At 67.6% G+C, this 25859-nt stretch carries 23 protein-coding genes and 1 pseudogene; 14 read left to right on the top strand and 10 right to left on the bottom strand.

Annotation, left to right across the window (positions count from 1 at the left end):
* Nucleotides 1-41 precede the first annotated feature (41 nt).
* The 4 genes from AC4D2R_RS04925 to AC4D2R_RS04910 are packed head-to-tail and all read right to left on the bottom strand — an operon-like array spanning nucleotide 42 to nucleotide 3785.
* A complete protein-coding gene (locus AC4D2R_RS04925; protein ID WP_490938073.1) occupies nucleotides 42-1064 on the bottom strand; it encodes a glycine betaine ABC transporter substrate-binding protein in 1023 nt (340 codons plus the stop codon).
* Nucleotide 1065: 1 nt separating this feature from the next.
* Nucleotides 1066-1827 carry an ABC transporter permease gene (locus AC4D2R_RS04920; protein ID WP_490938369.1) on the bottom strand — a complete coding sequence of 254 codons (762 nt, stop codon included), beginning with the start codon at nucleotides 1825-1827 and terminating at the stop codon, nucleotides 1066-1068.
* Nucleotides 1828-1849: 22 nt separating this feature from the next.
* Nucleotides 1850-3142, bottom strand: coding sequence for an ABC transporter ATP-binding protein (locus tag AC4D2R_RS04915; protein ID WP_490938367.1), 1293 nt, complete (start codon nucleotides 3140-3142; stop codon nucleotides 1850-1852).
* Nucleotide 3143: 1 nt separating this feature from the next.
* The gene (locus AC4D2R_RS04910; RefSeq protein ID WP_490938071.1) at nucleotides 3144-3785 is read right to left on the bottom strand and encodes an ABC transporter permease; all 642 of its coding nucleotides are present in this window, start codon (nucleotides 3783-3785) and stop codon (nucleotides 3144-3146) included.
* A gap of 296 nt (nucleotides 3786-4081) precedes the next feature.
* Here AC4D2R_RS04910 and AC4D2R_RS04905 point away from each other — a divergent pair, with 296 nt between their 5' ends.
* The 4 genes from AC4D2R_RS04905 (at nucleotide 4082) to AC4D2R_RS04890 (ending at nucleotide 8211) form a co-directional block, all read left to right on the top strand.
* Complete coding sequence (locus tag AC4D2R_RS04905) at nucleotides 4082-4492, top strand: hypothetical protein (RefSeq protein WP_490902125.1); 411 nt, start codon at nucleotides 4082-4084, stop codon at nucleotides 4490-4492.
* A 400-nt stretch (nucleotides 4493-4892) separates the two neighbouring features.
* Nucleotides 4893-6269, top strand: coding sequence for a type 2 periplasmic-binding domain-containing protein (locus AC4D2R_RS04900; protein WP_490938069.1), 1377 nt, complete (start codon nucleotides 4893-4895; stop codon nucleotides 6267-6269).
* Between the two features lie 3 nt (nucleotides 6270-6272).
* Nucleotides 6273-7250: a carbohydrate ABC transporter permease gene (locus AC4D2R_RS04895; protein WP_490938067.1), complete on the top strand. Its 978-nt coding sequence runs from the start codon at nucleotides 6273-6275 to the stop codon at nucleotides 7248-7250.
* Complete coding sequence (locus tag AC4D2R_RS04890) at nucleotides 7243-8211, top strand: carbohydrate ABC transporter permease (protein ID WP_490938065.1); 969 nt, start codon at nucleotides 7243-7245, stop codon at nucleotides 8209-8211. The genes AC4D2R_RS04895 and AC4D2R_RS04890 overlap by 8 nt, the downstream gene beginning before the upstream one ends.
* A gap of 63 nt (nucleotides 8212-8274) precedes the next feature.
* Here AC4D2R_RS04890 and AC4D2R_RS04885 read toward each other — a convergent pair whose 3' ends face one another.
* Nucleotides 8275-8517 (bottom strand): hypothetical protein, encoded by a 243-nt coding sequence (locus tag AC4D2R_RS04885; protein ID WP_490938063.1) that lies wholly within the window; start codon nucleotides 8515-8517, stop codon nucleotides 8275-8277.
* A 111-nt stretch (nucleotides 8518-8628) separates the two neighbouring features.
* The gene (locus AC4D2R_RS04880) at nucleotides 8629-8889 is read right to left on the bottom strand and encodes a hypothetical protein (RefSeq protein WP_490902117.1); all 261 of its coding nucleotides are present in this window, start codon (nucleotides 8887-8889) and stop codon (nucleotides 8629-8631) included.
* A gap of 220 nt (nucleotides 8890-9109) precedes the next feature.
* Between AC4D2R_RS04880 and AC4D2R_RS04875 the strand changes: the two genes are divergently transcribed.
* Both AC4D2R_RS04875 and AC4D2R_RS04870 read left to right on the top strand, forming a co-directional pair.
* Nucleotides 9110-9853 carry an MBL fold metallo-hydrolase gene (locus AC4D2R_RS04875; RefSeq protein WP_490938061.1) on the top strand — a complete coding sequence of 248 codons (744 nt, stop codon included), beginning with the start codon at nucleotides 9110-9112 and terminating at the stop codon, nucleotides 9851-9853.
* A gap of 71 nt (nucleotides 9854-9924) precedes the next feature.
* On the top strand, nucleotides 9925-11181 hold the full coding sequence (locus AC4D2R_RS04870; protein ID WP_490938058.1) for a phospholipase D-like domain-containing protein: 1257 nt from the start codon (nucleotides 9925-9927) through the stop codon (nucleotides 11179-11181).
* 63 nt (nucleotides 11182-11244) lie between these two features.
* Here the strand turns inward: AC4D2R_RS04870 and AC4D2R_RS04865 are convergent, their stop codons facing one another.
* Nucleotides 11245-13047, bottom strand: a complete 1803-nt coding sequence (locus tag AC4D2R_RS04865; protein ID WP_490938056.1) for a gamma-glutamyltransferase family protein — start codon at nucleotides 13045-13047, stop codon at nucleotides 11245-11247.
* 139 nt (nucleotides 13048-13186) lie between these two features.
* On the opposite strand from AC4D2R_RS04865, the gene AC4D2R_RS04860 reads away from it, so the two are divergent.
* On the top strand, nucleotides 13187-13891 hold the full coding sequence (locus AC4D2R_RS04860; protein ID WP_490938054.1) for a YoaK family protein: 705 nt from the start codon (nucleotides 13187-13189) through the stop codon (nucleotides 13889-13891).
* Nucleotides 13892-13894: 3 nt separating this feature from the next.
* On the top strand, nucleotides 13895-14845 hold the full coding sequence (locus AC4D2R_RS04855; RefSeq protein ID WP_490938052.1) for a CPBP family intramembrane glutamic endopeptidase: 951 nt from the start codon (nucleotides 13895-13897) through the stop codon (nucleotides 14843-14845).
* Nucleotides 14846-15016: 171 nt separating this feature from the next.
* Here AC4D2R_RS04855 and AC4D2R_RS04850 read toward each other — a convergent pair whose 3' ends face one another.
* Nucleotides 15017-15676 (bottom strand): pentapeptide repeat-containing protein, encoded by a 660-nt coding sequence (locus AC4D2R_RS04850; protein WP_490938050.1) that lies wholly within the window; start codon nucleotides 15674-15676, stop codon nucleotides 15017-15019.
* 415 nt (nucleotides 15677-16091) lie between these two features.
* Here AC4D2R_RS04850 and AC4D2R_RS04845 point away from each other — a divergent pair, with 415 nt between their 5' ends.
* The 4 genes from AC4D2R_RS04845 (at nucleotide 16092) to AC4D2R_RS04830 (ending at nucleotide 21419) form a co-directional block, all read left to right on the top strand.
* On the top strand, nucleotides 16092-17534 hold the full coding sequence (locus AC4D2R_RS04845; protein ID WP_490938048.1) for an APC family permease: 1443 nt from the start codon (nucleotides 16092-16094) through the stop codon (nucleotides 17532-17534).
* 155 nt (nucleotides 17535-17689) lie between these two features.
* A complete protein-coding gene (gene glsA, locus AC4D2R_RS04840; protein ID WP_490938046.1) occupies nucleotides 17690-19510 on the top strand; it encodes a glutaminase A in 1821 nt (606 codons plus the stop codon).
* A 10-nt stretch (nucleotides 19511-19520) separates the two neighbouring features.
* Nucleotides 19521-20366, top strand: coding sequence for an NAD-dependent epimerase/dehydratase family protein (locus tag AC4D2R_RS04835; RefSeq protein ID WP_490938044.1), 846 nt, complete (start codon nucleotides 19521-19523; stop codon nucleotides 20364-20366).
* A gap of 117 nt (nucleotides 20367-20483) precedes the next feature.
* Nucleotides 20484-21419, top strand: a complete 936-nt coding sequence (locus tag AC4D2R_RS04830) for an NAD-dependent epimerase/dehydratase family protein (protein WP_490938042.1) — start codon at nucleotides 20484-20486, stop codon at nucleotides 21417-21419.
* 654 nt (nucleotides 21420-22073) lie between these two features.
* Here AC4D2R_RS04830 and AC4D2R_RS04825 read toward each other — a convergent pair.
* A pseudogene (locus tag AC4D2R_RS04825) lies at nucleotides 22074-22769 on the bottom strand (glycosyltransferase 87 family protein); the annotation flags it as partial.
* Between the two features lie 118 nt (nucleotides 22770-22887).
* On the opposite strand from AC4D2R_RS04825, the gene AC4D2R_RS04820 reads away from it, so the two are divergent.
* Both AC4D2R_RS04820 and AC4D2R_RS04815 read left to right on the top strand, forming a co-directional pair.
* Nucleotides 22888-24093: a GGDEF domain-containing protein gene (locus AC4D2R_RS04820; protein ID WP_490938040.1), complete on the top strand. Its 1206-nt coding sequence runs from the start codon at nucleotides 22888-22890 to the stop codon at nucleotides 24091-24093.
* 133 nt (nucleotides 24094-24226) lie between these two features.
* The gene (locus tag AC4D2R_RS04815; RefSeq protein ID WP_490938038.1) at nucleotides 24227-24634 is read left to right on the top strand and encodes a hypothetical protein; all 408 of its coding nucleotides are present in this window, start codon (nucleotides 24227-24229) and stop codon (nucleotides 24632-24634) included.
* Here the strand turns inward: AC4D2R_RS04815 and AC4D2R_RS04810 are convergent.
* Nucleotides 24631-25839 carry an AI-2E family transporter gene (locus tag AC4D2R_RS04810; RefSeq protein ID WP_490938036.1) on the bottom strand — a complete coding sequence of 403 codons (1209 nt, stop codon included), beginning with the start codon at nucleotides 25837-25839 and terminating at the stop codon, nucleotides 24631-24633. The genes AC4D2R_RS04815 and AC4D2R_RS04810 overlap by 4 nt on opposite strands.
* Between the last annotated feature and the right edge of the window lie 20 nt (nucleotides 25840-25859).

Below are 25859 nucleotides of genomic sequence, written 5' to 3'. Positions count from 1 at the left end.
CGCGGCAAGTCGGAAAACTTAAGGCGAACCGGGCCCTCGGCTCAGCCGGCGGCCGGATCCGAGATGAAGCCCTTCTCAACCATGAAGCCGAAGGCGACGTCGGCCGGGTCCTGCCCTTCGACGTCGACAAGCAGGTTCATCCTCCGCATCGCCTCGTCGGTCAGCTCCGGGGCGATCAGCGCGAAGACCTCTTCGAGGCCCGGATGCTCCTTCAGGATTTCGGCGCCGAAGACCGGGGCGGCGTTGTAGGCGGGGAAGAACTTGCGGTCGTCCTCCAGGATCGTCAGGTCGAGGGCGTCGATCCTACCGTCGGTGGAGAACACCTCACCGAAGTTGCAGTCGCCGCCGTCGGTGGCTGAGTAGACGGCACCGGTGTCGTAGATGCCGACGTTCTTGTCGGGCACGCCTTCCGGTGTGCCGCGGGTCAGCCCGTAGTGCTCGAGCATCGGGTTCATCCCGTCGGAGCGCGAGTTGAACTCCGACTCGATGCAGAACGTGCGCTCCTCCACGGGAAGGTCGGCAATCTGCGAGAGCTTGGTGATCCCGCCGAGTTCCTCGACCGCTTCGGTGCGGACCGCCAGGGCGTAGGTGTTGTTCAGCGGTGCCGGCCTGCCCCAGACCAGCGAGTTCGCGAGGTCGGCGTCGTGAACCGCCTGCCACTGCTCCTCCTGGTCCGGGATGCCCGAGGGCTGGCCAAGGTAGGTCAGCCACGCGGTTCCCGTGTACTCAAGCGTCAGGTCGGCGTCTCCCGAGAGGAGCAGCTCGCGCACCGGCTGGCTGCCCGGCACATTGGTCAGGTCGGTGACCTCGAAACCGGCCGCCGAGGCGGCGAGCACCGAGATTTTGCCGAGAATCAGCTGCTCTGTGAAGTTCTTGGAGGTGACGGTCAGCGGCTGGCCCTCGGCGCCCTCGAGGACCGGGATCGACCCCGGCCCGGCCTCGGGAACATAGGAGGTCGCCGGCTGCAGTCCGCACCCGGAGACGAGGAGGGCCGCGGCCGCGGTGAGGGCGGCGGCGAAACGGCGCCGCCCGGGGACGGGCGGGGTTGCCGGTTTCAGCAACATGTCAAAGTCCTTTCGGCCGTGCCACATGTTCGACGAGCCGGCCCGCCCAGTCGACGAGAAGGGCGAGCAGCGCCACGATCACTGAACCCGCGACGAGGACCCGCGGGAGGTTGAGGTTGACGCCGGTGGTGATCAGGATGCCAAGTCCGCCTCCGTTGATGAACGTGGCAAGGGCCGCGGTCCCGACAAGCAGCACAAGCGCCGTCCTGATGCCCGCGAGCATGATCGGCACGGCTAGCGGGAGTTCAACGCGCATCAGCACCGCGAAGGCGCTCATGCCCATGCCGCGACCGGCTTCAACAAGCCGGGGGTCGACCTGGTTGATGCCGACCATCGTGTTGCGGAGCACGGGAAGGACCGCGTAAAGCACCAGGGCCGCAACGGCCGCCCGGAAACCGAACCCGAGCCAGAAGGCAAGGAGCACGATCAGCCCGATCGCCGGGGCGGCCTGGCCCACGTTCGCCAGCGCCAACACCGGCCCGTTGAACCGGCGCAGGCTCCGGCGGGTCAGGACGATTCCCAGCGGAATCGCGATGACCAGGACGATCAACGCGGCAAGCCCCGTCAGGGCGAGGTGTTCCCGGGTGTACCCCACCAGGGCTGTGGCACTGAGCGTTGTGCGTTCGGCGTCGTTCAGCTCGGCCGTAGCAAGCCAGGCGGCAAGCAGCACCGCGGCGAGCACGATCCCACCGAGTTGAAGGAGCAGGGGGCGCCAGGAGAGAGGGGCCGCGTCCGCCTTGAGCGCCGCCGCCTGCCCCGGCAGCCCCGCCGTTGCCTCGATCGCTTCACTCACCGGCATGCTCCGTACCCGTCAGGGCGCCGGTCGGAGTCCCTGGTGTTCCCGCTGCCGCGCGCACTGCCTCGATGGTTCCGGTGTTCACTCCCACCGGCCGGCCCTGCGCGTGGGCCGTGCGGGCGTGCTTGTGGGCCCGCCCGATGGCGTCCATGACGGTGTCGACGTCGATTACCCCAAGGAAGGTGTCGCGCGGCCCGGTCACGAGGGAGGCACCGACGCTCGAGACAAGCATCGTGTCGAGCGCGTCGTTGAGGGTGGCGCGGTCGCCGACCACGGGCAGCCGCGCGTCGCGGTCGTGGCCGATCCGCTCGAGGCGGCTCAACTGCCGGCGGGAGAGCCACTGCAGGGGCCGGTTCCGCGCGTCGACGATCACGGCGTGGTTGTGCTGGACCTCGTCGAGGCGGGAGAGGACGTCGGTGGCGAGGTCGCCGGGGCGGGCAGTGACTGCTTCGGCGAGTTCGACCTGGTTGACGCGCGTCAGGGTCAGCTGCTTGAGCCCGGCCCCTGAACCGATGAAGTTCTCAACGAACTCGTTGGCGGGCTCGGCGAGGATCCGCTCGGGGGTGTCGTACTGGACGAGGTGCGCGCCCTCGGTGAAGATCGCGATCCAGTCCCCGAGCTTCACCGCCTCGTCGAAGTCGTGGGTCACGCAGACGATCGTCTTCTGCAGTTCGCTCTGGATGTTCAGCAGCTCATCCTGCAGGCGCTGCCGGGTGATTGGGTCAACGGCGCCAAAGGGCTCGTCCATGAGCAGCACGGGCGGGTCGGCGGCGAGCGCGCGGGCCACGCCGACGCGCTGCTGCTGGCCGCCGGAGAGTTCGCGGGGGAACCGGTCGCGGTAGCGGGTCGGGTCGAGCGAGACGAGTTCAAGGAGCTCGTCGACGCGTTCGGCGATGCGTTCCTTGCTCCAGCCGAGCATCTTGGGAACGATGCCGATATTGGCGGCGACGCTCATATGCGGGAACAATCCGCCGGCCTGGATCACATACCCGATGCGCCGGCGCAGGGAGTCGCCGTCAATCTTCGTGACGTCGTCGCCGTTGAGGACGATCCTGCCTTCGCTGGGTTCGATGAGGCGGTTGATCATCTTCAGGGTCGTCGTCTTGCCGCAGCCCGAGGGGCCCACGAGCATGACGATCTTTCCGGCGGGGATCTCGAGCGTCAGGCCGTCAACGGCCGGCTTTTCCTGTCCCGGGTACCGCTTGGTCACCTGGTCTAGGAGGATGCCGGCACCGGTGACCGGCCGGGGCGGGGCTCCGGCGGCGTCGGATGGGAGTGTAATTTCAGACACGGATACCTCGCGGGGTTGTGAGCCGGCCCAGGCCGACAAGCAGCAGATCAAGGACAAAAGCAAGAACGATAACGGCGATCACGCCGGTAGCCACTGATTCGAAGGAATTGGCACCGCCGAGGCGGGACAGGCCCGAGAAGATCAGTCCGCCGAGGCCCGGGCCCAAGGCGTAGGCGGTGATCGCGGCGATCCCCATCACCATCTGGGCCGAGACGCGGATCCCTGTCAGGATCACCGGCCAGGCCAGCGGCAGTTCCACGCGGGTGAGGGTGCGGAACCTGCTCATGCCGATCCCGCGGGCCGCCTCAACGAGGGATTGGTCGATGCCGGTGAGGCCGACGACGGCGTTGCGCAGGATCGGAAGCGCCGCGAAGAAGGTGACGACGATCACCGCGGGAAGGACCCCGAAACCGAACGGCGCGATCAGGAGCCCGATCAACGCGAAGGCGGGAATGGTGAGCCCGATTGCCGAGACGCTGTTGGCAAGCGCGGTCAGCGGGCGGCTGCGGTAGACAAGTGCCGCGAGAACCACTGCGGCGACGGTGGCGAGCAGGAGGCACTGCACCACAAGGGAAAAGTGCTGAAGGCTCGAGTACAGGATCTGCTCGAACCGCCCTGAAACAAAATCGATCACGTCGAACCCTTCTTCACCTCGGTTGCGGCGCATTCGCAAAGAGCCAGCCGCTTCTTTCTGAAAGGGCGGCCTCTACCCTAGGCCGATTCAGGGGCGGTTTCCAAGTCCGGAGCACCTCCTGCCGCCGGTTCCAGGCCGGAAAAGCGGGCGTCCAAGCGGCTGTGGGGCGCATCGGCGTCTCGTTCCGACGCAGTCTGGATTCAGGCCCTGCCCGCCCTTAGGCTCGGTGTAGGCAATCGATTCATGCACTTAATTCACTTACTGAATTACTGGATCACCGACAAGAAGGATCAGCCATGGTTATCAAGATCAGCCACCTCCCTCCACGGATCGCCACGGGCGCGTTCATCCTGAACGCAGGCATCGGCAAACGCGGGCTCGAATCGGAAAGCGCCGCCTACCTGCAGCAGATGGCGTCGGTCGCCATTCCGCAGGTCTCCCGTATGGATCCGGTGCTGTTCGGCAAGATCCTCTCCACCGTCGAGATCTCCCTCGGAGCGCTCCTGCTGGTGCCCTTCGTGCCGAGCAGGATCGCGGGCCTGGCTCTGACCGGGTTCGCGTCCGGGATGCTCGCCATGTACCTCAGGACGGAGGGCATGACGGAGGCCGACGGCGTGCGCCCCACCCAGGCGGGCACCCCCGTGGCCAAGGACGTCTGGATGCTCGGCATCGGGCTCGGCCTCGCCCTCGACAACCCAAAGAAGTAGGCCGGGGGCCCACCGCGGTCCCCTTGATCGGTCCGGCCCAGACCGGTCCGGCCCAGATCGGTCCGGCCCAGATTCCGTGTGCGACGAGGGGCCGGACCTCGTCGACCCGGTTGCGCAGGAGGGCACCGGCTGAACGCGCGCCCTGAACGCGCACCGCGGCGCCGTCATCCGTGCACGCACGCGCCGTTCACTCCCTGCGTCACCCCCGGCGGCTGCCCGCATCCCGTGCCGCAGCACCCCTGCGCGCCGTCAGCGACGGCGGACCGGCACGGAACTAAGCCTCCTTAGGTTTTTCCAAGAGAAGTGCTTATGCTGACTCCACACGCTACCGCGCGCCGACCCGGAGGTTACATCACCCAGCCCTCGCGGGAGGGCGTGCGTGATGAACGAAGGGGAGACTATGAAAACTCGAAGGTCACTCACGATGGCGGCGGTCCTTGGGCTGACCCTGTCGGCCTGCGCCACCGGCACCGGCGGCAACCAGGGCACCGGCTCGAGCGAATTCGATCCGGACGCCGAGGTCTCGGGAGAACTCAACATCATGGGCTTCGGAGCCAGCGACGAGATTGCCGAGACCCGGCTGACGTCGGCGAAAGCGGCGCTCGAAGGAGTTGAGGTAAGCCTCGTCGAGGGCGACCTGGACATTCAGCAGTTCCTCTCATCGGTCGCCTCGGGCGAACCCCCCGCACTGATCTACGCCAACCGCGACCAGCTCGGAACCTTCGCGTCCCGCGGTGCGATCATGCCCCTGAACGACTGCATCGAAGCGCAGAAAATGCCGGTCGACGACTTCCGGCCCACCGCCATGGACCAGGTGACCTTCGAAGACAAGATCTACGGGGTGCCCGAGTTCAACCAGGTGCAGATCCTCATGGCGAACGCTTCCCTTCTCGACGAGGCGGGTCTGTCGGTCGAGGACGTCGACGGTTCCGACTGGGAGGGCATCAAGAAGGCCGCCGGACAGGTGACAAAGAACGACGGCAAGCTCAGCGTCATCGGCTACGACACCAAGCTTCCGGAATTCCTTCCCATCTGGGCCAAGGCCAACGGCGCCGACATCCTCTCCGCAGACGGCCGCACCGCCCAGCTCAACGACCCCGCCGTCGTGGAGGCGCTCGAATTCGCCACCGACGTGTACGAGCAGCAGGGCGGTTTCAGCGCGGTCAAGGCCTTCCGCGACTCTGCCGACTTCTTCGGCTCGGACAACCAGTTCGCCTCCGACACCCTCGGCGCCATGCCGATGGAGCAGTGGTACGTGAACATCCTCAACGACGTCTCCCCCGACGCGACGATGGCATTCACCACTGTGAAGGACACCCAGGGCAAGACCCTGAGCTACTCCAGCGGATCCGCCTGGGCGATCCCCACGGGCAGCGCCAATCCCGAAGCCGCCTGCCGCTTCATCCAGCACATGACCGCGGCCGACACCTGGATGAAGGCCGCCACGGCCCGCGCGGAGGCGCGGAAGGCCGAAGGCAAGCCCTTCACCGGACTTTTCACCGGGAACCAGGCGGCCGACGAGCAGATCGCCGAGAAGTACGTGAAGACCGGGCAGGACCCCAAGTGGGACGCCGCGATCACCGCGTCCTACGAGGCAAACGAGGCGGGGTTCTCCCTCCCGGCGAACCCCGCCGACGCCGAATTCGAGACGGCCTGGCAGGACGCCGTCAACCGGGTACTCAATGGCCAGCAGGAACCGAAGGCCGCGCTGGACCAGGCTCAGGAGGAGGCTCAGAACGCGCTCGACGAAGCGTGGAGCTCCTGGGACAAGGAGTAGGACGTGGCCTCCTCGGTGGACGCCGGGCGGGCAGTGCCCGCCCGGCGGAACAAGCCGGTGCTGCGGCCGGGCCAGCAGCGGAACCGCCGCCGCACCCGCCGCGCCGCCCTCCTGTTCATCAGCCCGTGGATCGCCGGGTTCCTGATCTTCACCCTCTGGCCGGTGCTGTACAGCGCATATCTGTCGCTCACCGACTACGACGTCATCAACAGCCCCACCTTCATCGGGCTTGAGAATTACGCGGAGCTTGTCGAGGACCCGAAGGTCGCGTTGTCTCTGCGGAACACGTTCATCTACACGGTGATCTCCGTGCCGGTCCACGTGATCGTTTCATTGCTGCTCGCGCTGCTGCTCAACCGGGCCGGAAGGGCCTCGGGCTTCTTCCGCACGGTGTTCTATCTGCCGAAGATGACGCCCCCGGTCGCGATCGGCATCCTGGTGCTGCTGCTGTTCAACGGGCAGAACGGGCTCGTCAACGGGTTCCTCGGCTGGTTCGGCATTGACGGCCCCGCGTGGACGACCGACCCCAGCTGGATCAAGCCCGGACTCATCCTCATGAGCCTGTGGACCCTGGGCTCGTCGGTCATCATCCTCCTCGCGGCGCTTCGCGACGTGCCGCAGGAACTCTACGACTCCGCCAAGGTCGACGGCGCCAACAGCTTCCAGGCAACACGGAGCATCACGCTGCCAATGATCAGCGGCAGCCTCTTCTTCCTTGTCATCATCAACACGATTGCCGGCTTCCAGACCTTCACCGAGGCCTACACGGCGTTCTTCGGTTCGGGAAACACGACCTACAGCAACGACGCGGCACTGTTCTACGCGATCTACATTTTCCAGCAGGCCTTCGAGTTCCTGCACATGGGCTACGCCTCCGCGATGGCGTGGATCATGTTCGTGATCGTGCTGATCGTGACACTGATCCAGGTTGTCGTCAGCCGGAGGTTCGTCTACTACGAGAGCGGAAACAACGATGGCTGATCTGCAGGTAGGCCCCTCGCACCTTCCCCCGGTCGTCCCGCCGCGCACCGCCGACACCGAAGGCCCGACGTCGGGCGAACCCCCCGCCGTCCGGCCCCCCGAGTCCGCACGCCCGGCCTACGCCCGGGCACGGCGGAATCCGCTGGCCAAGATCCTGACCTGGCTTGCGCTCGGGGCGGCAACGGTCATCTTCACCTACCCGTTGCTGTGGCTGCTGAGCGCCTCGTTCAAGCCGCGCTCGGACGTCTTCGACAACAAGCTCATTCCCGAGACGTTCACCTTCGAGAACTACCTGACCGTCTGGCAGGAAGCGCCCCTGGCCCTGTGGCTGGCGAACACCGTCATCGTCACGGTGCTCGCGGCGGTGACCGTGACGATCTCCAGCGCGCTGGTGGCGTGGGGGTTCGCCTTTTTCCGGTTCCGGGGACGCAACGCCCTGTTCGGGCTGGTACTCGCCACGATGATGCTTCCGGGCGCGGTGACGATGATCCCGACCTTCCTGATCTGGAACAGCCTCGGGCAGGTGGGAACGCTGACCCCGCTGTGGGCCGGCAACCTGTTCGGCAGCGCCTTCTACATCTTCCTGCTGCGCCAGTTCTTCCTCGGCCTGCCGCGGGAGCTCTTCGAAGCGGCAAGGGTGGACGGAGCAAACAACTGGCACATGTTTTCCCGGATCGCCCTGCCGCTGTGCAAGCCGGCGATCGTCGTAACACTGCTCTTCGAGTTCCAGGCGGCATGGACGGACCTGATGCGCCCGCTGATCTACCTGCGCGACAGCTCGACCTTCACCGTGCCGCGCGGACTCAAGGCGCTGCTCGACCAGTTCGGCTTCGGCGGAGACTGGCACTGGGAGCTCGTCGTCACGGCCAGCGTCATTACAACGGTGCCGATGATCATCCTGTTCTTCCTTGGCCAGCGGCACTTTGTTGAGGGAATCGCAACCACCGGAAACAAGGGCTGAACCCGGGCGCCTTCACCGCGTTCCGGACCGGAGGCGGTGGAGGCGCCCGGGAAGGCCGGCGCGTCAGCTGGAGGCGCTTCGGCGGAGCCGCTCCTCGGGCGAGACAAGGGCGGCGATCCGTGCCAGCTCGGCGGCGGGAATGTTCGTTCCGTCGGCGAGCTCGGCGATGTCGGCGCCGCTTGCCAATGCCTCAAGCACAACGTCCCGGTAGACAAGGGCGAGCCGGTCACACTCGAACTCGGCGTTCTCAAGATCGGCTGCGGCAGTCATGAGCCGCTTGATCGAAGGTGAGCTGGACTCGGACATTGCCGCCCTTTCAGTCGTGTCGTACTACGCGTTTGTCGCAGCGGGCCCCGGCGCCCGGGCTCCGGCCAAGGCGCCCGCGCGGTACCGCCGGGTTCGCTCGGCCACCGCGGTTCAGGAAGGCGCCGTTTCGTCGTCGCTGTAGACCGCCCGCGGTGGGGGCGGCTGCTCCTCGATGAACTCGTTGACCGCGAGGGAGAGCATATCGCGCTCGTAGGCGGGCAGCAGCATCGAGCAGTAGAGGTAGGCGTCGATCTCCTCCTCGCCCGCGTTTCCGCCGACGCTGAAGTACCGCAGCCACAACTCGTAGAGACTGAGGTTGGTCTGCTGGAATGCCGCGCAGGTGCGGCGCTGCTGGTCTTGTTCGCTGATCATCCGAGGCTGCCGCTGTACCGCCGACGGCACCACAGGTCCGCGGCAACAGGCCCTTGAGGCGGTTGTCGCCGCCCCGTGCCGCCACCCCGACATACGAATCGGGACGCACTTCAAACCTAACGATCAAGCCCTGATTTGGGAAGCTTCAGTTCCTTGCGCACCAACAGTAAGCCTGCTTGGCTTGTGCAGCAGGGAAAGCCCGCGCACCAGGGAGGAAACCATGTTCACACGCGACGTTGTGGAGGGCATCCACCGCATAGAGCACGCCCGCACCAACTGTTATCTGGTTGAGGGCGACGACGGGCTGACGCTCGTCGACTCCGGCCTCCCAGGCACCCGGAAGATATTCTTCGGAGCGCTTGATACGCTCGGCCGGACCATTTCCGATGTCCGCGCCGTGGTCCTGACCCACGGCCACTTCGACCACGTGGGATTCGCGGAATACCTGCGCCAGCGCTACGGCATCCCGATCTACGTGCACCCCGGCGACGCCTTCATCGCGGAACACCCGTACCGCTACAAGCGCGAGCGCACTCCCCTGCGGTACCCGCTGCGGTACCCCAAGGCCGTCCCGGTGCTCGCGCGCATGACGGCGGCCGGCGCGCTCTGGGTGCGCGGGGTGAAGAACCCCGAGGCGCTGACAACGGAGAGCGCTGCGGCGCTGCCGGGAAAGCCGGTCCTCATTCCTTCCCCGGGCCACACCGAGGGGCACTGCTCCCTGTTCTTTCCCGACCGTGATGCCCTGATCAGCGGGGACGCCCTCGTCACCCTCGACCCCTACACGGGCAACTCGGGGCCGCAGATCATCGCGGGAGCCGCGACGGCCAACTCGCCGGAAGCGCTCGCCTCCCTCGATGCGCTGGCGGACACGGGCGCGGGAACAGTGCTGCCCGGGCACGGGTTCGTCTGGACAAGGGGCGTTGCGAAGGCGGTCCACGAGGCCCGGCTCGTCGGGGGCCACTGAGCCGGGGCGGCAGGCCCGCCGGGGGACTCCGGAGCGAGCGGCTCCGCGCGCCGGGGCGTTAGGCTCTAGGGATGCACCTGTTGACCCGCTGGCACGTCTGGGCGCTGGCCACGACCACGCTCCGCCGCGCCGTCCTCGCCTTCTTCGGCGTCCAGGCCACGGTAATCGCCGCACTGGTGGGGATGGATGCGCTCCAAAAGCGTATCCGCAGCCGTCGTGAAGGGTTTCCGCGCCCGGGGACCTTCGAGTGCACCATCGCCGGGTCGTTGACGACCGTCTACACGTACGGCGAAGACCTCTACAACGCGATGATCGAGGAGATCGAGAAGGCTCAGCACCAAATCCTGCTCGAGACCTATATCTGGAAGGGCGACGAAACCGGCCAACGGTTCCGGGACGCACTGAACGACGCCGCCGCCCGCGGCGTGAAGGTCTACGTGATCTATGACGGGTTCGCCAACCTCGTGGTGCGCCCGTCCTTTTACACGTTCCACCCCGACGTCAATGTTTTCCGGTTCCCCGTCCTGCGGCCCTCCATCGTCTTCACGAACATCCGCGGGACCGGCTTCGACCACCGCAAGCTGCTGATCGTCGATGACACAATCGGTTTCATCGGGGGCTACAACATCGGTTCGCTCTACGCCACCAAGTGGCGCGACACCCATCTGGCGCTCACCGGCCCGTCGGTGTGGGAACTGCGCCAGGCGTTCATCAGCGTCTGGAACCTTCGGACCCGCCCCCGGCGCCCCGAACTGCCGCACACCAGCGCCGGGTTCTGGGAGCCGCGGATCCGTGCTGTGAACAACATCCCCGCCAACCTGGTGTTCCCCATCCGCGGGGTGTACCTCGATGCAATTGACCGGGCCCAGCACTCGATCTTGATCACCACCGCGTACTTCATCCCCGACCAACAGATCCTCGATGCGCTGCTGCGGGCGAGCAAGCGCGGTGTCGACGTGCGCGTCATCCTCCCCGAGGACTCGAACCATGTGCTCTCCGACTGGCTCTCCCGGGGGTTCTACACCTCCCTGCTGCGTGCGGGAGCGCAGGTGCTGCTCTACCAGAACGCAATGATCCATGCCAAGACCGCAACGGTCGACGGCGAGTGGTCAACAGTGGGGACGGCCAACATCGACCGGCTCAGCCTGACCGGCAACTACGAGATCAACCTCGAGATATTCGACACGCACCTCGCCCGCACCATGGAACACATCTTCGAGATCGACAGTTCGAACACCCGCCTGCTGACGCTCGAGGAGTGGGAGTCGCGCCACCTCGTGGCCCGGTTCAGCGAAACGATCCTCGCTCCCCTCCGGCCCTTCCTCTAAGCCCGGCTCCCCACAAAGGGAAACCGGCTCCGCGCATCGTCCCCCCGTCCTGTGGAGGCGGCCTCAGCGTCCTGCGGCGTACCCCTGGTTCCCGCGCGGGTTCGCCGCTGCGCTGAGCACCCCCGTCGCCGGGTCGGCGCCGACGCAGGACAGCCGGCCGAGCGCCCAATCCCCCGCCCGCGTCACAACATGGCCGCGGCGTTCGAGCTCCGCAATCACCCCGTCGCCGAGGCGGTCCTCGACGACGGCGCCGCCGGGCTCCCAGGTCCTCGGCCAGAAGGACCCCGGGAGCGATGTGGTGTGGAGGCTCGGGGCGTCGATCGCCTCCTGCGGCGAATAACCGCCGACGATCGTGCGCAGCAGGTAGAGCAGCTGCCACTGGTCCTGCTGGTCACCGCCGGGCGAGCCAAGCGCCGCGACGGCACGACCCTCCCGGAGCACGAGCGTGGGCGTCAGGGTGGTGCGCGGGCGCCTGCCCGCTCGCAGCGTCGACGGGGCGCCGTCCTCAAGCCAGGTCATCTGCAGGCGCGTGCCGAGGCAGAACCCCAGCTCGGGAATGGCCGGGGAGGACTGCAGCCAGCCGCCGCTGGGGGTCGCGGAGACCATGTTGCCCCACCGGTCGACGACGTCGATGTGGCAGGTGTCGCCGCGGGTCTCTCCGCTGCGCGAAACGGTTGGCTCCCCCGCCCCCGCGAAACCCTCGCCCCTTCCAGCGGCGGGTGGAGCGTAGGAGGTGCGCAGCGGCGGCGTGAACGGCACCTGCCCGGGCACGGTTCCGGGCCGATAGTCGTGCGAGGCCCGCTCACCGATCAGCGCCCTCCGCTGGGAGGCGTACTCCTCGGAGAGGAGGTACTCCAGCGGGACATCCGCGTCTCCGTAGTAGGCCTCCCGGTCGGCGTATGCGAGCTTCTGGGCTTCGAGGATCGTGTGGGCGCCGAGAGCTGTCGAGGGGTCAAGGTACTCGTCGGGAAACCCGTCGAGGATCGCGAGGGTCTGCAGCAGCGCCGGGCCCTGCCCCCAGGGCCCCGTCTTAGCGAGCGTGTATCCGCGGAAATCGAACGTCACTGCCGCTTCGTACCCGGCCTCGAACCCGGCGAAGTCCTCACGGCTCATCACCCCGGCATGGTCGGTTCCGGAGGAGTGCCGGTGCGGGGTTGAAAGGAACTCGACGGCCGCTTCCGCGACGAACCCCGTCCGCCACTGCCTGCGGGCCGCATCGATCCGGTCGCGCCGTCCGCCGTCGCCCGCGGCCGCAAGCCGCTCAAGCACCCCGGCGTACGCCTCGTTCTTCACGATTTCCCCCTCGGCCGGGGGCCTGCCATGGGGCAGCCACAGGGCGGCCGAGGTGGGCCAGTGCTCGGTGAACAGTTCGGCAACGGCCGCGATTGTTGCCCCGACCCTCCCCAGCACGGGGTGACCGTCCCGGGCGTAGCCGATCGCGAAGGCGAGCACCTGATCCAGGTCCCAGGTGCCGTGGTCCCGAAGCAGCACCAGCCACGCGTCGACGGCACCCGGCACGGCGGCCGCCAGCGCCCCGGCGCCGGGGACGAGTTCGAGGCCTTCGGCGAGGTAGTGCCCGCGGGTTGCCGCGGCTGGCGCAGGGCCCTGACCCATCAGCACCACGGGGGACGACGGCGCCTCTGCCGTCGCGAAGATGCCCGTCATGTCACCGCCGGGCCCGTTGAGGTGGGGTTCGACGACGTGGAGGACGAAGGCGCCGGCCACCGCTGCGTCGAAGGCATTGCCGCCGCGCTCAAGCACGGCCTGTGCCGACGCCGTCGCCAGCCAGTGCGTTGACGCGCTCATCCCGAAGGTTCCCTGCAGGGTGGGACGGGTGGTGAAGGCGGGCGGTGGGGTGTACGGCATTTCGCCAACTTCCTGCGTGGAGCCGGAAGCGCTCACCCCCGATTCGAGTTTCAAAAGAGCATTGCTCGTCCGACGATATGCTTTGGATACATTCCGTTCAAGGATTCAGCCGGAGGCCGTGTTGGTGAAGCGTTCAGCAGTGTCGACCGATCGTCTGAACCTCGTGCTGATGCTGGTGCTCACCTTCTCGACCGGTGTCATCGACGCCGTGGGCTATCTGGGGCTCGACCGCGTGTTCACGGGCAACATGACCGGCAATGTGGTTCTCCTTGGCATGGCGTTCGCCGGAGCGGCGGAACTGCCCATCCTCCGGCCTGCGCTCGCGCTCATCTTCTTCATGATTGGTGCGGCAATGGCGGGTCGGGTGCTGCGCCACGCGCCCGAAGGCTGGACCGGGCGCACCTCCGCCACCCTCGGTGCAGTGGCCCTTGGCACCGTCGGGCTCGCGGTGTTCGTCGGAATCACCGATGTGCAGGCCGTCGAACTCCTCGGCAGCATCACCACCTCGGTCCTGGGACTGCTGATGGGCATCCAGGCCGCGTCGGCGAAACGCTTGAAGGTCGCCGAGATCACCACCGTCGTCGTGACATCGACAATCACCGGGCTGGCCTCCGATTCCCGCCTGGCCGGAGGCAAGAGCCCGTACTGGGCCCGGCGGTCCGCCGCCATCGTGCTGATCCTCCTGGGTGCTGTTGCGGGCGCCGCGGCACTCACGATCGATCTATGGGTCGGCATTGCCCTGTCCGCGCTGCTCTCGAGCATCGTGACGATCGTCGGCCATGTGCGTTACGTCAAAGATTCCCGGGCGGCGGCGCGGGAGCAGCCGGTGCGGCACTACGGTTAAGGGATGCAGCAGTCAGTTTCCGATTACCCCTACCACCGCCTGACCCGTTCCTGGGCCGGCTACCGGTGGTGGAAACCCCTGCTCACGGGCCTGCTCGGGGTCGTGTTCTACCTCTTCTTCATGCTGTTCGTGCTCCTTGCCGGCATCATCGTCGCCTTCACCCGCCCGGAGGGCCCGGCCCCCTACGCGGACCGGCTTGAGGCCCTCGACCTCAACGACCCGCTGGTTTTCGCATTTACCCTCATCTCGCTCGTCCTCATGATTCCGGCCCTTGCCCTGGCCGCCCTCATTACCGGGCCCCGGCCGATCGGGCTCTTCTCGTCGGTGCGCGGAAGCCTTCGCTGGGGCTGGCTCGGACGCTGCTTTGCGGTTGCGGCGCTGATCTACGCGCTCAGTTTCGGGCTCTCGTTCCTCCTTGCGCCGCTGCCGGGACAGCCCGGGACCACACCGGAGTTCTCGCAGTCGCGCTTCGCCCTCATGGCCGCGCTGACCATCTTCCTGGTCCCGTTCCAGGCGGCAGCCGAAGAATACGTGTTCCGCGGCTACCTGATGCAGACGATCGGCAGCTGGCTGCGCCACCCGGCGTTCGCCATTCTGCTGCCGGTCCCACTGTTCGTGCTTGGGCACGGATACGACCCCCTGGGCCAGACCGACGTCGCCCTGTTCGCCATTTTCGCGGGATGGATTACCTGGCGCACGGGCGGTCTCGAGGCGGCGATCGCGGCCCACACCATCAACAACTCATTCATCTTCCTGCTCGGCGCCTTGGGGCTGGTGGACATCAACGCCAAGGAGGGCTCCCCTGCGGCCCTGATCGTCTCGGTGCTCACACTGGGGATCTTCGCTGCGGTGGTGGTGCGGATGTCCGCGCGCCTCGAACGCACCCGCCCGGCCCTCCCGCCGCCGTGGACTCCGGCTCCGACGTACCTCGAACCGGGCGGTCCCCGGTACTGACCCGGGCCTTCACGGGCGCGATCCGCGCGGTGTTTGGTGCGCCGGTGAACTCCGGCCCGTCAGCTGCGTCCCGCCAGCTGCGCCCCGTCCGCCGAGGATGCGCGGCTCGGGAAGGGCAGCTGACGTCGCGCCTTCCGAACCTCAGCCTTCCGACCCTCAGCCTTCCGACCCTTAGCCTTCGACGCGGAGGCCAAGGCTTTCGGCGAGGAAGGGCGCGAGGACCCCAAGCTGGTACTCGTCGATCGTGACGCCGCCGAGCCCTTCAATCCCTGTGACGGCGCGGAAGTCGGTGGTGCGGAGGTCGACGTCGCGCAGCCGGCTCCCGGAGAGCGTGAGCGTTCCGATCCGGCAGTTGCGCAGTGCCACCCGAACCCCCTTCACCTCGCTCAGGTCGAGGTCGCCGATGATGCAGTCGGTGATCTCGACGTCGGTGAGGGTTGAGCCGCGAAGGTTGAAGAAGTCGAGCTTGCCGCCGCTGATGCGCACCGATTCGAGGACGCTGTCGTAAAGCTCGGCGGATCCCCAGCGGGTGCCCTCGAGCACGACATCGCGCCAGCTGCTGCGGGAAGCCATGAAGACCGGGGCGAACAGCTCGGTGAACCGGCACTCCCGGAACCGGGCGCCGCGCAGCTGTGTGTCGTTCAGGGAGACCCCTTCGAGGGCGCATTCGCTGAAGGTGACGCCGGTCAGGTCCCTGCCGGCCAGATCCCTCCGCCGGTAGAGCTCAGCTTCGCGGGTGTCCCCGGCGTCGGGCAGGGCACCCTCGACCTCCGTCAGGCCCCGAAGCACCAGGGCGTCGATGCGTGGGGGCTTGGTTGCGCTCTTCGCCATACCGTCTTCGATCCTTGGGATTGGGTGTGCGTGGATTCCGTGTGCTTCATCCGGCTTGATGCAGCCGGATGAAGCAGTTTAGCCGCAAGCGCCGGCCGGCCCAGCGCCGATGCCGCCATCCGCATCCCGTCCCAGCGCCCGATGCCGCACCCTGCACCCGCCACGGGCCCCCAACGCCCCGACGCCGCATCCCGTCCCGGCTGCCGCACCGGATTGCGACAGGCGCGCCCGGTTTCCCGGATGCGCCCGCCGCATTCGGGCGCGCTCGTCGCCTTCCGCTGCGCTCGAGCTCTCCGGCAGGTTCCCGCCTGGTGCCGCATTGCCTATGGCGCCCGCACCATACCCTCGATAGGATCGGTGCCCTGCCACTCGGCGAAGGCTGCGGAGCGGAAACCACGCACGGAAGGTGTCGGACATGTCGGCAGCACCTCAAGCAGGGCAAGAAGACGCTTCACTTCTCAAAGTCCTCGGCAACTGGGACGCCCTGGCCCTCGGCTTCGGCGCAATGATCGGCTTCGGCTGGGTTGTCCTCACCGGGGACTGGATCACCTCCGCCGGCACGCTCGGGGCCGTCCTTGCCATGCTGACCGGCGGGGTAATCATGGGCGTTGTCGGCCTTACCTACGCCGAACTGACCGCCGCAATGCCCAAGGCCGGAGGCGAACACAACTTCCTCCTGCGCGGCATGGGCCCGCGCTGGTCCTTCATCGGGTCGTGGGCGATCACCGGCGGATACGTCACAATTGTCGCCTTCGAAGCCGTGGCGCTTCCACGCACCGCCGAGTACCTCTTCCCGAACCTGAGCCAGATTCCGCTTTGGGAGGTCGCGGGCTATCAGGTCCACCTCACCTGGGCCCTGGTCGGCGCGGTTGCCGCCGTCGTGATCACCGGGGTGAACATCCTCGGGGTGAAACTGGCCGGTGTCGCCCAGACCTTCGTTGTGCTGTTCCTGCTGATCATCGGAGCGATCCTCGTCCTCGGATCCTTCACCGGCGGATCGGTTGCCAACATGGAACCGCTGTTCACCGGGGGCTTCGCCGGGTTCTTCGGCGTCCTCGTCGTGGTGCCCTTCCTGTTCATCGGCTTCGACGTGATTCCCCAGTCGGCCGAAGAGGTGAAAATCCCCGCCCGCCAGATCGGCCGCCTCGTCGTGATCGCGGTGATCCTGGCGACAATCTGGTATGTCATGACCATCCTCACCACATCCTCGGCAATGCCGGCCGGAGACCTCGCCAACGCCGACATCGCTACAGCAGATGCGATGGGCGCGATGTTCGGCTCCGACTTCATGGCCAAGGTGCTCATCGCCGGCGGCATTGCCGGAATCCTGACCTCCTGGAATTCACTGCTCCTCGGCGCCTCCCGCCTCATGTACTCGATGGCCCGCTCCGGGATGCTTCCGGGCTGGTTCGGCGTCCTCCACCCCAAATACCGGACGCCCGCCAACGCACTGCTCTTCATCGGAGCGTTGTCGTTTCTCGCGCCGTTCTTCGGCGAGCAGATGCTCGGCTGGCTCGTCGACTCCGGCTCGCCAAGCATCGTCCTTGCCTACATCCTCGTCTCGCTCGTCTTCGTGATTCTCCGCCGCACGGACCCTGGAATGGAACGGCCGCTGCGCGTCGGAGGAAACGGCCCCGGCGGGCTGATCATCGGATGGGCCGCCGTCGTCCTGTGCATCGGGCTGTTGAGCCTCTACCTGCCTGGCATGCCCGCCTCGCTCACTCCGCCGCCGTGGATCCTCTTTGGCCTGTGGTGGGTGCTCGGACTGTTCTTCCTGTTCCGCATCCCCGCAGGCATCAAGCCCGGCGAGCATGCCGAAGAGCGGCTGCTTGAGCGCCTGGCCGAACGCGGCCGGTAACCGGCCAAAGCACCGACGCCGCACCCGAGGACGCCCACCGCACCGGAAAACGACCCGCGCACCCGGAACATCGGATGCGCGAGCCGCATCCGGGTGCGCCCGTCGCAAACGAGCGCGTTCAAGGCCAGGCTGCCCGGTGCCATAGGGTTGAAACCATGGAATCGCCGATCGAAAGCTATCTTCAACGGATCCACCAGGAGATCGCGGAGCTGAAGGACGGGAAGCCGTACAGCACCATCCCGGCCATGGCGAACGTCGACCCCAACAACTTCGGGATCTGCCTCACCACAGTCGACGGATACACGTACGAGGTCGGCGATACCCGCGACGAGTTCACCATCCAGTCGATCTCCAAGCCGTTCACCTACGGGCTTGCCCTTGCCGACCTCGGGCTAGACGCCGTCGACAGCAAGGTCGACGTCGAGCCGTCCGGGGATTCCTTCAACGAAATCTCCCTCGCCGAGGGCACCGGCCGCCCCGCGAACGCCATGATCAACGCCGGCGCCCTCACAGCGACTTCGCTCGTGCGCTCCGCCGGCGGGAACAACCGCTTCAAGCGCATCCTCAACACGTACTCGGCCTTCGCCGGACGCCAGCTCAGCGTCAATGAGGAGATCTTCGAGTCCGAGCTCGAACACGGACACCGCAACCGCGCCCTTGCCTACCTGCTGCGGTCCTTCAACATCATCGAGTCGGACCCCACGCCGGTGATTGCCGACTACTTCCGCCAGTGCTCGGTCCTGGTCAACTGCCTCGACCTTTCGATCATGGCCGCAACGCTCGCCAATGCAGGCCGCAACCCGCTCTCCGGCAAGCAGGTCCTGGACATCACGGAGATCGAGCGGGTCCTTTCCGTCATGACCACGTGCGGCATGTACGACGACGCCGGATCGTGGATCAGCACGGTCGGCATGCCGGCCAAGAGCGGCGTCGGCGGCGGAACGATCGCCGTGCTGCCCGGGCAGGTGGGCCTTGCCGTGTACTCCCCGCCGCTGGACGAGCACGGAAGCAGCGTACGCGGCATGGCCACAAGCCAGCGGCTCTCCCGCGACATGGAACTCCACTTCGTGCGCGCCGCACGCACCGGCCGCTCGGCCATCCGCTCCACGTACGACATCACCGGGGCCCCCTCCGGCATCCGCCGCAACGACGAGGCGATGGACATCCTGCGCGAACACGGACACCGCGTCCGGGTCATCGAACTCAACGGCGACCTGCTCTTCGCCGGCACCGAATCGATGGTCCGCGAACTGAGCAACCTTGACGACGACGTCGCGCTGGTGATCCTCGACCTCCGCCGCGTCGACGAGGTGGCCGGGGTGTCGCTGCGCCTGCTGGCCGAGGCGCGGGAGGCCCTCGTGGCCGCGGACCGGGAACTGGTCCTGATCGACGCCGAGGGCAATCTCGCTGAGACCTTCAAGGACGTCGACCGCAGCGTCCCGACCTTCGACACGCGCACCGCCGCCGTCGAGTGGTGCGAGAACGAACTCATCCGGCTCTACGGCGACGAGCATTGCCTGCCCGACGAGGTCGACATCCGCGACTGCCCGGCCCTGAGCCCGCTCAGCACCGAGAGCGTCGACGCCCTCGCCCGGCGGATGGAAGACCGCACCTACGCCGACCGCGACATCATCCGCCGCGTGGGCCAGCGCTTCGGCGGAGTGTTCTTCATCCTCTCCGGAAAGATCGAATCCTCGGTCCCCGGCCCGTCGGGCGGACGCGTCAAGCTGACGACGTTGAGTGCGGGAATGACCTTCGGCGAACTGGCCCTGGGCAGCGCCGACCGGCAGGAGACAACTGTGAAGGCACTGGGGAAGGTCCGGCTGAAAGTGCTCACTGCGGACGCCATCCGCGAGATCGAGGAGGAGGACCCCGTGCTCGCCGTCGAGCTGTGGAAGGCCCTCACCCGCGACGCCTACACCCGGGTTGATCTCTACCTGCGCGAGACCGCCGTGCGGATCCGGGCAGAAGGATAGGAGTCGGAAAATGACAGTGCTCATTGCAGGATGCGGTGACCTCGGCACCGAGGCCGGGCTGCGCTTCGCCGCCGCCGGGCACCGGGTGCTTGGCTGGAGGCGCTTCCCGGGCAAGCTGCCCGCAGCGATAGAGGGGGCGGCGGTCGACCTGACGGGAACCCTTCCCCCGATTCCGGAGGACACAAGCGTCGTCGTCATCGCGACGGCCGCCGGCGAGCGCACCGAGGCGGCTTACCGGGCGGTCTATGTCGACGCCACCGCCAATGTCCTCGACGCGCTGGAGCGCGACGGGGTGAACCCGGAACGCATCATCTTCGTCTCCTCAACCGCCGTGTACGGAGACTTCGGCGGCGGGTGGATCACCGAGGACTCACCGGTGGAGCCGGGCAGCCCGACGGGAAAGATCCTCCGGGAAGCAGAGACGCTCCTGCTCGAACGTCACCGCGCCGCCCTGGTGCTGCGGCTCTCCGGAATCTACGGGCCCGGCCGCACCCGGCTGATCGACCAGGTGCGAAGCGGAAGGGCGGTGCTTCCCGAGACCGTCCAGTGGACAAACCGCATCCACCGCGACGACGCGGCAGCGGCAATTGTCCACCTCGCCACGGCGGTGTCCGACCCGGCGCACATCTACCTGGGCACCGATGAACTTCCCGTTGACCTCGGAGAGGTGCTTGCCTTCCTCGCTGGAGAACTGCGGCTCCCCGTACCCTCGTCCGGGACAACGAGCACGACCCGCGGCGGCGACAAACGCTGCAGCAGCGCCCTGCTGCGCGCCACGGGGTTCGGCTTCACCTACCCCACGTACCGCGAAGGGTACCGGGCCGTGCTGGCCGGAGAGGGCGTCAGGCACCCGTAGGCCCGCCGTGGTAGCGGCCGGACACTTTGAGGAAGAGGTAGACGACGGGAGCATCCCGCGGGAGCATCCTTGAGTGAGGGCAGTGCCCTCGCCTCTTCTCCAGAACGGAACGCCATCATGGCTGAAGTACAGGTAGTAACCGGGGCGGGCCCCGTCGGCTCCACGGTGGCGCTGCACCTCGCCAAGAGCGGCAAGCGGGTCCGGATCCTGACGCGCTCCGGCAGCGGCCCTGAACACCCCCTCATCGAGCGCCTCATCGTCGACGTCTCCGATCCCGCAGCGCTCGAGCCGGCCCTCGGCGGAGCCTCGGCCGTCTTCCACTGCATCCACGGCTCGTCCTACTCGGCCGCTGTGTGGGAGAAGGAGCTTCCCCGCGCCGAAGCGGTGGTGCTTGAAGCCGCGGGCAGGGAGGACGCCGTCGTCGTCTTCCCCGAAAGCCTCTACTCGTACGACAGGCCGGAGGAGGTGATGACCGAATCCGGGCCGCGCAGTGCCTTGACCGGAAAGCGGGGAGTCCGGGCACGGCTCCTTCAGGCCCGCGAGGCGTCAGCGACCCCGACGGTCAGCGTTGTCGCTTCGGACTTCTTCGGGCCCCGTGCGCTCAACTCCCACATGGGCGAGCGGGTTGTCCCCTCCGTGCTCGCCGGGCGGCGCATCACTGTGATCGGCAGCCTCGATGTGCCCCACTCCTTCACCTACGTGCCCGATCTTGCGGCGGCGATGGTTGCCGCCTCATCACGGAAGGACGCATGGAACAGCGTCCTCCACGCACCCACCCTCCCCGCGCTCACGCAGCGCGGCATGATCGAGGCCTTCGCCGCGGCTGCCGGCGTGCCCGCGCCACGGCTCGGGGCGGTTCCCGGCTGGCTGGTCCGCCTCATCGGGCGCTTCCAGCCGTCGATGCGCGAACTTGCGGAGATGCTCTACCAGTTCGAGCGTCCCTTCGTGATGGACTCGCGGTTCACGGAAGACCTGCTGGGCCTTGCCCCGACACCACTTGACGACGCGACCCGTGACACAGTCACCTGGTGGAGGGCCCGCAGCGCCGCCTAGCCCGGAAGCAGGCCCCGGCGTGCGGCCTGCCGAGGCTCCGGCTGTGCCGCGCTCCCCCGCGCCATGCCCCCAGAGCGCGCGCACAGACCACGCGAAGATGCTGATCACCAGGAGGTTCCGCAGGGTGAGCAGCACGGCCACGGCAGCATTGAGTTCAAAGCGCAGGGTGTCGTAGAAGATCGGGTAGACGACGGTTGTGAGCCCGGCGGTGAAGAGCATCGCGACGGCCGGGTAGCGCCAGTTCCTCGGCTCGTCGAGGACCAGCCCCGCCCCGATCACCGCCGCGATCCACAGCATGAACTGGGGTGAACCCACCTTGTTGAACACCACGAGGGTCGCCACCAGCGCCAGGGCCCCGACGGCGAGCAGGGGCGCAGCCGGTGCGCCGCGCCGCTGGGCGACGACGACGAGGCCGGCGATCACCAGGACGGCGACGGCCAGAAGCGGGCTCATGAGCGCCGCGACGGTGTCGCTGAGCGCCCCGCGGATTTCCGCCGTGTTGATGGCGTCGTTGTCATAGACGTGCGCGCCCGAGCTGCCGAGGATCGCCTGCCACAGCCCCGGCGTCGTCAAGGGTGCCTCGAGCTGCATTCCCCGCTCGCCCTGGGCCTGAAGGAACCCCGTGATGTTGCGCAGGTCCCCCGCAGCGGCGACGAGCGCCGCGATTGCGGCCGAAAGCGCGGTGCCCGCGAGCAGGATCCGCCACCGCCGCGGGCTGACGATGAGGGCCGTGAGGACGACGGCGGCGGGCCAGACCTTGATCCAGGTGGCCGCGCTGAGGATCAGCGAGGCAACGAAGGGGCGGGAGGCAACGAGCAGCATGCCCACGATCACCAGGGGAGCGGTCAGGCCGTCGAGGCGGCCGACGGCGACCGGGCCCAACAGGGCAGTGGCGGTGAGCCACCAGTAGGCGGCCGTATACCCGCGGGGGCCGGAGTAGCGGAGCAGCGCCGCCGTGCCCGCGGCGTTGAGCGCGGCGAACATCCCGAACCACGCCAGCTGGTAGAGTGACGGGCCGAAGACGGTTGCCACAAGCATCGGAAGCAGCGCACCGACCGGGTAGACCCAGGCCGTGTCGATTCCCTCCCACGCTCCGCCATCGAACCCCTGATACGCCCAGTCCCGGTAGAAGTTGATGTCGCTGAGGACTCCCCCGGTGAGGATGAAGGGCAGCAGGCGGGCAAGGAAGCCGGCATGGATGAGGGCGAAGAAGAGCCATACCGAAGATCGGCGGTTTCGAGTGGCGGGACTCGGCAGGCGCAGTCGCACGGAACTCCTCGGGTGGCGGGTTGATACGGCGCCGCCCAGTCTTTCATCCACCGGGCGCCCGCGGGAAATTTTCCCGGTCATCTCCCCGCAATCCACCGCCCCGCACGCTTACCTGGCGCGCGGCGCCGCTCCAAGGTCTTCCCCGACCCTTGGGTTACGCTTCTTCCGAAAAGTGAAGCCAAGGGGAGGCAAAACAACGATGCTCGATACGGCCACCCTGCGGATCACTTTCAGCGTTGTCGCGCTCACCCTGCTTGTCCTGTTCTACCTCCTGGCGTACCGCCGTACCCGGTCGAAGTACAGCGCGTGGTGGTGTCTGGCGATCGCCCTGTTCCTCGCCGGGGCCTCCCTGTACCTCCTGGACGGCACGGCGCACCAGTGGTGGGCCAACCCCGCCGCTAACAGCATGCTCGTTGCCGGAGCCGCAAGTGTCTGGGCCGGCGCGCGCACCTTGAGGACAACCCGGCCGAGGGTCTGGCAGCTCGCAGCCGGGCCCGCCGGAACCGCCGTCGCCTCGGCCCTTGACCAGCCTGCGGTGAACGACTGGGCCGGAGGGCCGGTGTTCCTTGGCCTCATGGCGCTGCTCATGGGGCTCGCCTCGTCGGAAATGTGGCGCACTCCCCTGGCGCGGGAACCCATCCAGCGGCCCATGGCCGTCGGTTCGGGCCTCCTTGCCGTTTTCTATTCGGGACGATGTGTTGCATTCGTTGTAGACGGCGCAGACGGCAGAACCTTCCAGACGTACTTCGGCTCGTCCGTGACAACACTCATCACGCTGACGCTGCTTGTGGTTGTCTCCTTCAGCATGACGGCCCTGAGCAACGAACAGGCGACACGGGCCCTGCAGCTGCGCGCCACCCAGGACGGACTGACCGGGCTGCTGAACCGTGCATGTTTCCTCGACCTTGCCGAAATCGACCTTCAGCGGATGCGCCAGGCCGGGACCACCGGTTCCCTCATCCTCGCCGACCTCGACCACTTCAAGGCGGTCAACGACACCTACGGCCATGCCGCAGGAGACGAGGCGATCCGGTCCTTCGCCGAAGCCTGCACGCGGACCGTCCGCTCAACGGACCTCGTTGGCCGCTACGGCGGAGAGGAGTTCGTCCTGCTGCTTCCCGGCGCCGCCGCCGACCGCGCCGAGACCCTCACCGCGCAGATCAGCGCCCACCTCCACACCCTGCAGCTGCCGGGGCGCTTCCGGCTGCCCACCGCGAGTTACGGCATCGCGGAGATCGGACCGGGGACAACCGATCTTGAGTCGGTCATTGCTCGGGCCGACGCAGCGCTCTATGAGGCGAAATCCGCGGGCCGGGACCGCGCCGCACACGCCGCTGCCGAGGCCGGCGGGAGGACCGCACCGGGTACGGCCGCCCACCCACGGCCAACCGGCCGGCTGCTATAGTTCACGGCAGTCGGGCGCCCGCCCAGCGGAGGGCCCGATGCCGCGCATTACCCGTCCCGCCACTTCGGAGGTCCTGCAGTTGATCGCACTGGCCGCGCTCGGGCACGTCTGCCTTCGGCAGGGAAGCTGAACCATGGGAGCAACCGAGCTTTCGGTCCTGCTGTGGCGTGAGCGCCAGGCCCTTGAACTGCTTCTCGCCTCAGCCGAGGAACGGAACCGGTCCGGCGCCTCCGGCCGGCCGGCCGGTGATCCCGGCGCTCCGCACCAGGCAGGAGGCGGTGAAGCAGGTGAGGCGCTGGGGCTGATCCGCCTGGCCCGGGACATTGAGCTCGCGGCGGTTGCCGAGGAGTGGGGCCTGGGACCCGAGGCCGGCCTGCTTGAGGCGGCGGCGGCCGCCCCTCCCGGCTCGTGGGGCTGGATCCTCGAATCACACCATCAGGCGATCAGCGAGCTCAATGAGCGGCTCCGCCATGCACGGGAGTTCCCGGGCAGCACCGGCACCCAAGCGGCGCCGAGCCAGGACGGCCGGCTGGACGGCTAAACGGCGGCGGGATCGGGTCCGGCAGGTGAGGCGCCCCCGGGCGGCGGGTCTGCACGGCCGGAGGTGACCGGCTGATTCTCGAGGGACAGATCCCGCAGGTACCGCAGCACGACGATGCACACGGCAGTGGTTGGCACAGCCAGGAACGCCCCGACGATCCCGAAGAGGGTACCGCCGGCAGTCACTGAGGCGAGCACCACTGCCGGATGGATCTTCAACGTCCTGCCCACGAGCATCGGCTGCAGCAGCACGCTTTCAAGTTGCTGGACCACAATCACAAGCGCCAGGACGATCAATGCGGTGACCCAGCCGTGGGCCAGGAGCGCCACAACGGTGGCGAGCAGGCCCGTGGCGATGGCACCGACGATGGGGATGAACGCGCCAAAGAAAATCAGGACCGCCAGCGGCAGCGCCAGCGGGATGTCGAGCAGCCAGAGGCCGAGGCCGATGAACACTGCGTCGACAAGCGCAACCGCCGCCTGTGCCGCGATGAAGACCGAAAGGGTCTGCCAGGAATCGCGGGAGACGTGCGCCGCATGCGTGAAGGCCTGTGAGTTCGTCCACCTGCTTGTCCATGCCAGGAAGCGGTCGCCGTCCTTGAGGCAGAAGAAGGCAAAGACGATCGTCAGCAGGAGCACGACCGCCCCGGAGGTGAGGGTACCGAGCCCCGAGGTGATTCCGGTGATGATTTCCCCGGTGTGGGCCTGCGCCTGGTCCACGGCGGCGTCGAACACGTTGATAAGGTCGGCGTTCTCAAGGTTCAGGGGCGGACCGGCGAGGAAGTTGCTGAGGTCGGTAAGGGTTCCGCGCGAAAGGATGATGAGTTCCCGGGTTCCGGAGGCGGCCGAAGGAACCACCAGGAGCCCTATCCCGCCGACGAGGGCGAGGAACCCCAGCACGGAGACGAGGGCGGCGAGGGCGTTGGGCAGGATCCGCCGGGCGATCCGGTTCGGTGGCCACAGGATTGAGGCCAGCAGCAGGGCCAGCAGCCCGGGCAGGACAACCGACCACAGGGCCCGGATGACGAGCCAGAGGATGACCAGACCCGCAAGGACAACGATTCCGCGCGCGGTCCACGCGGCGGCCGCGCTGAGGCCGCTCGCGAAGGCGCGCCGGCGGAAGCGGCGTGGGCGCTCCTGGGCCGGCGGGCGAAGCTCCCCGCCCTGCCCCGGCGTTTCATCGGCGTTGAAGCTGTTGGAGGTCACCTCCCTCATCCTGCCCTATC

The sequence above is a fragment of the Arthrobacter sp. TJ-217 genome (genome assembly GCF_058269255.1).
The sequence above is the reverse complement of the archived record's forward strand: the minus strand, read 5'-3'. Positions and strand labels throughout refer to the sequence as shown.

Bases quoted from the DNA above. Each gene is read 5' to 3' on its own strand.
- AC4D2R_RS04925 (WP_490938073.1), bottom strand. From the start codon at position 1,064: ATGTTGCTGAAACCGGCAACCCCGCCCGTCCCCGGGCGGCGCCGTTTC.
- AC4D2R_RS04905 (WP_490902125.1), top strand. From the start codon at position 4,082: ATGGTTATCAAGATCAGCCACCTCCCTCCACGGATCGCCACGGGCGCG.
- AC4D2R_RS04900 (WP_490938069.1), top strand. From the start codon at position 4,893: ATGAAAACTCGAAGGTCACTCACGATGGCGGCGGTCCTTGGGCTGACC.
- AC4D2R_RS04890 (WP_490938065.1), top strand. From the start codon at position 7,243: ATGGCTGATCTGCAGGTAGGCCCCTCGCACCTTCCCCCGGTCGTCCCG.
- AC4D2R_RS04885 (WP_490938063.1), bottom strand. From the start codon at position 8,517: ATGTCCGAGTCCAGCTCACCTTCGATCAAGCGGCTCATGACTGCCGCA.
- AC4D2R_RS04880 (WP_490902117.1), bottom strand. From the start codon at position 8,889: ATGATCAGCGAACAAGACCAGCAGCGCCGCACCTGCGCGGCATTCCAG.
- AC4D2R_RS04875 (WP_490938061.1), top strand. From the start codon at position 9,110: ATGTTCACACGCGACGTTGTGGAGGGCATCCACCGCATAGAGCACGCC.
- AC4D2R_RS04870 (WP_490938058.1), top strand. From the start codon at position 9,925: ATGCACCTGTTGACCCGCTGGCACGTCTGGGCGCTGGCCACGACCACG.
- AC4D2R_RS04865 (WP_490938056.1), bottom strand. From the start codon at position 13,047: ATGCCGTACACCCCACCGCCCGCCTTCACCACCCGTCCCACCCTGCAG.
- AC4D2R_RS04855 (WP_490938052.1), top strand. From the start codon at position 13,895: ATGCAGCAGTCAGTTTCCGATTACCCCTACCACCGCCTGACCCGTTCC.
- AC4D2R_RS04850 (WP_490938050.1), bottom strand. From the start codon at position 15,676: ATGGCGAAGAGCGCAACCAAGCCCCCACGCATCGACGCCCTGGTGCTT.
- AC4D2R_RS04845 (WP_490938048.1), top strand. From the start codon at position 16,092: ATGTCGGCAGCACCTCAAGCAGGGCAAGAAGACGCTTCACTTCTCAAA.
- glsA (WP_490938046.1), top strand. From the start codon at position 17,690: ATGGAATCGCCGATCGAAAGCTATCTTCAACGGATCCACCAGGAGATC.
- AC4D2R_RS04835 (WP_490938044.1), top strand. From the start codon at position 19,521: ATGACAGTGCTCATTGCAGGATGCGGTGACCTCGGCACCGAGGCCGGG.
- AC4D2R_RS04830 (WP_490938042.1), top strand. From the start codon at position 20,484: ATGGCTGAAGTACAGGTAGTAACCGGGGCGGGCCCCGTCGGCTCCACG.
- AC4D2R_RS04820 (WP_490938040.1), top strand. From the start codon at position 22,888: ATGCTCGATACGGCCACCCTGCGGATCACTTTCAGCGTTGTCGCGCTC.
- AC4D2R_RS04815 (WP_490938038.1), top strand. From the start codon at position 24,227: ATGGGAGCAACCGAGCTTTCGGTCCTGCTGTGGCGTGAGCGCCAGGCC.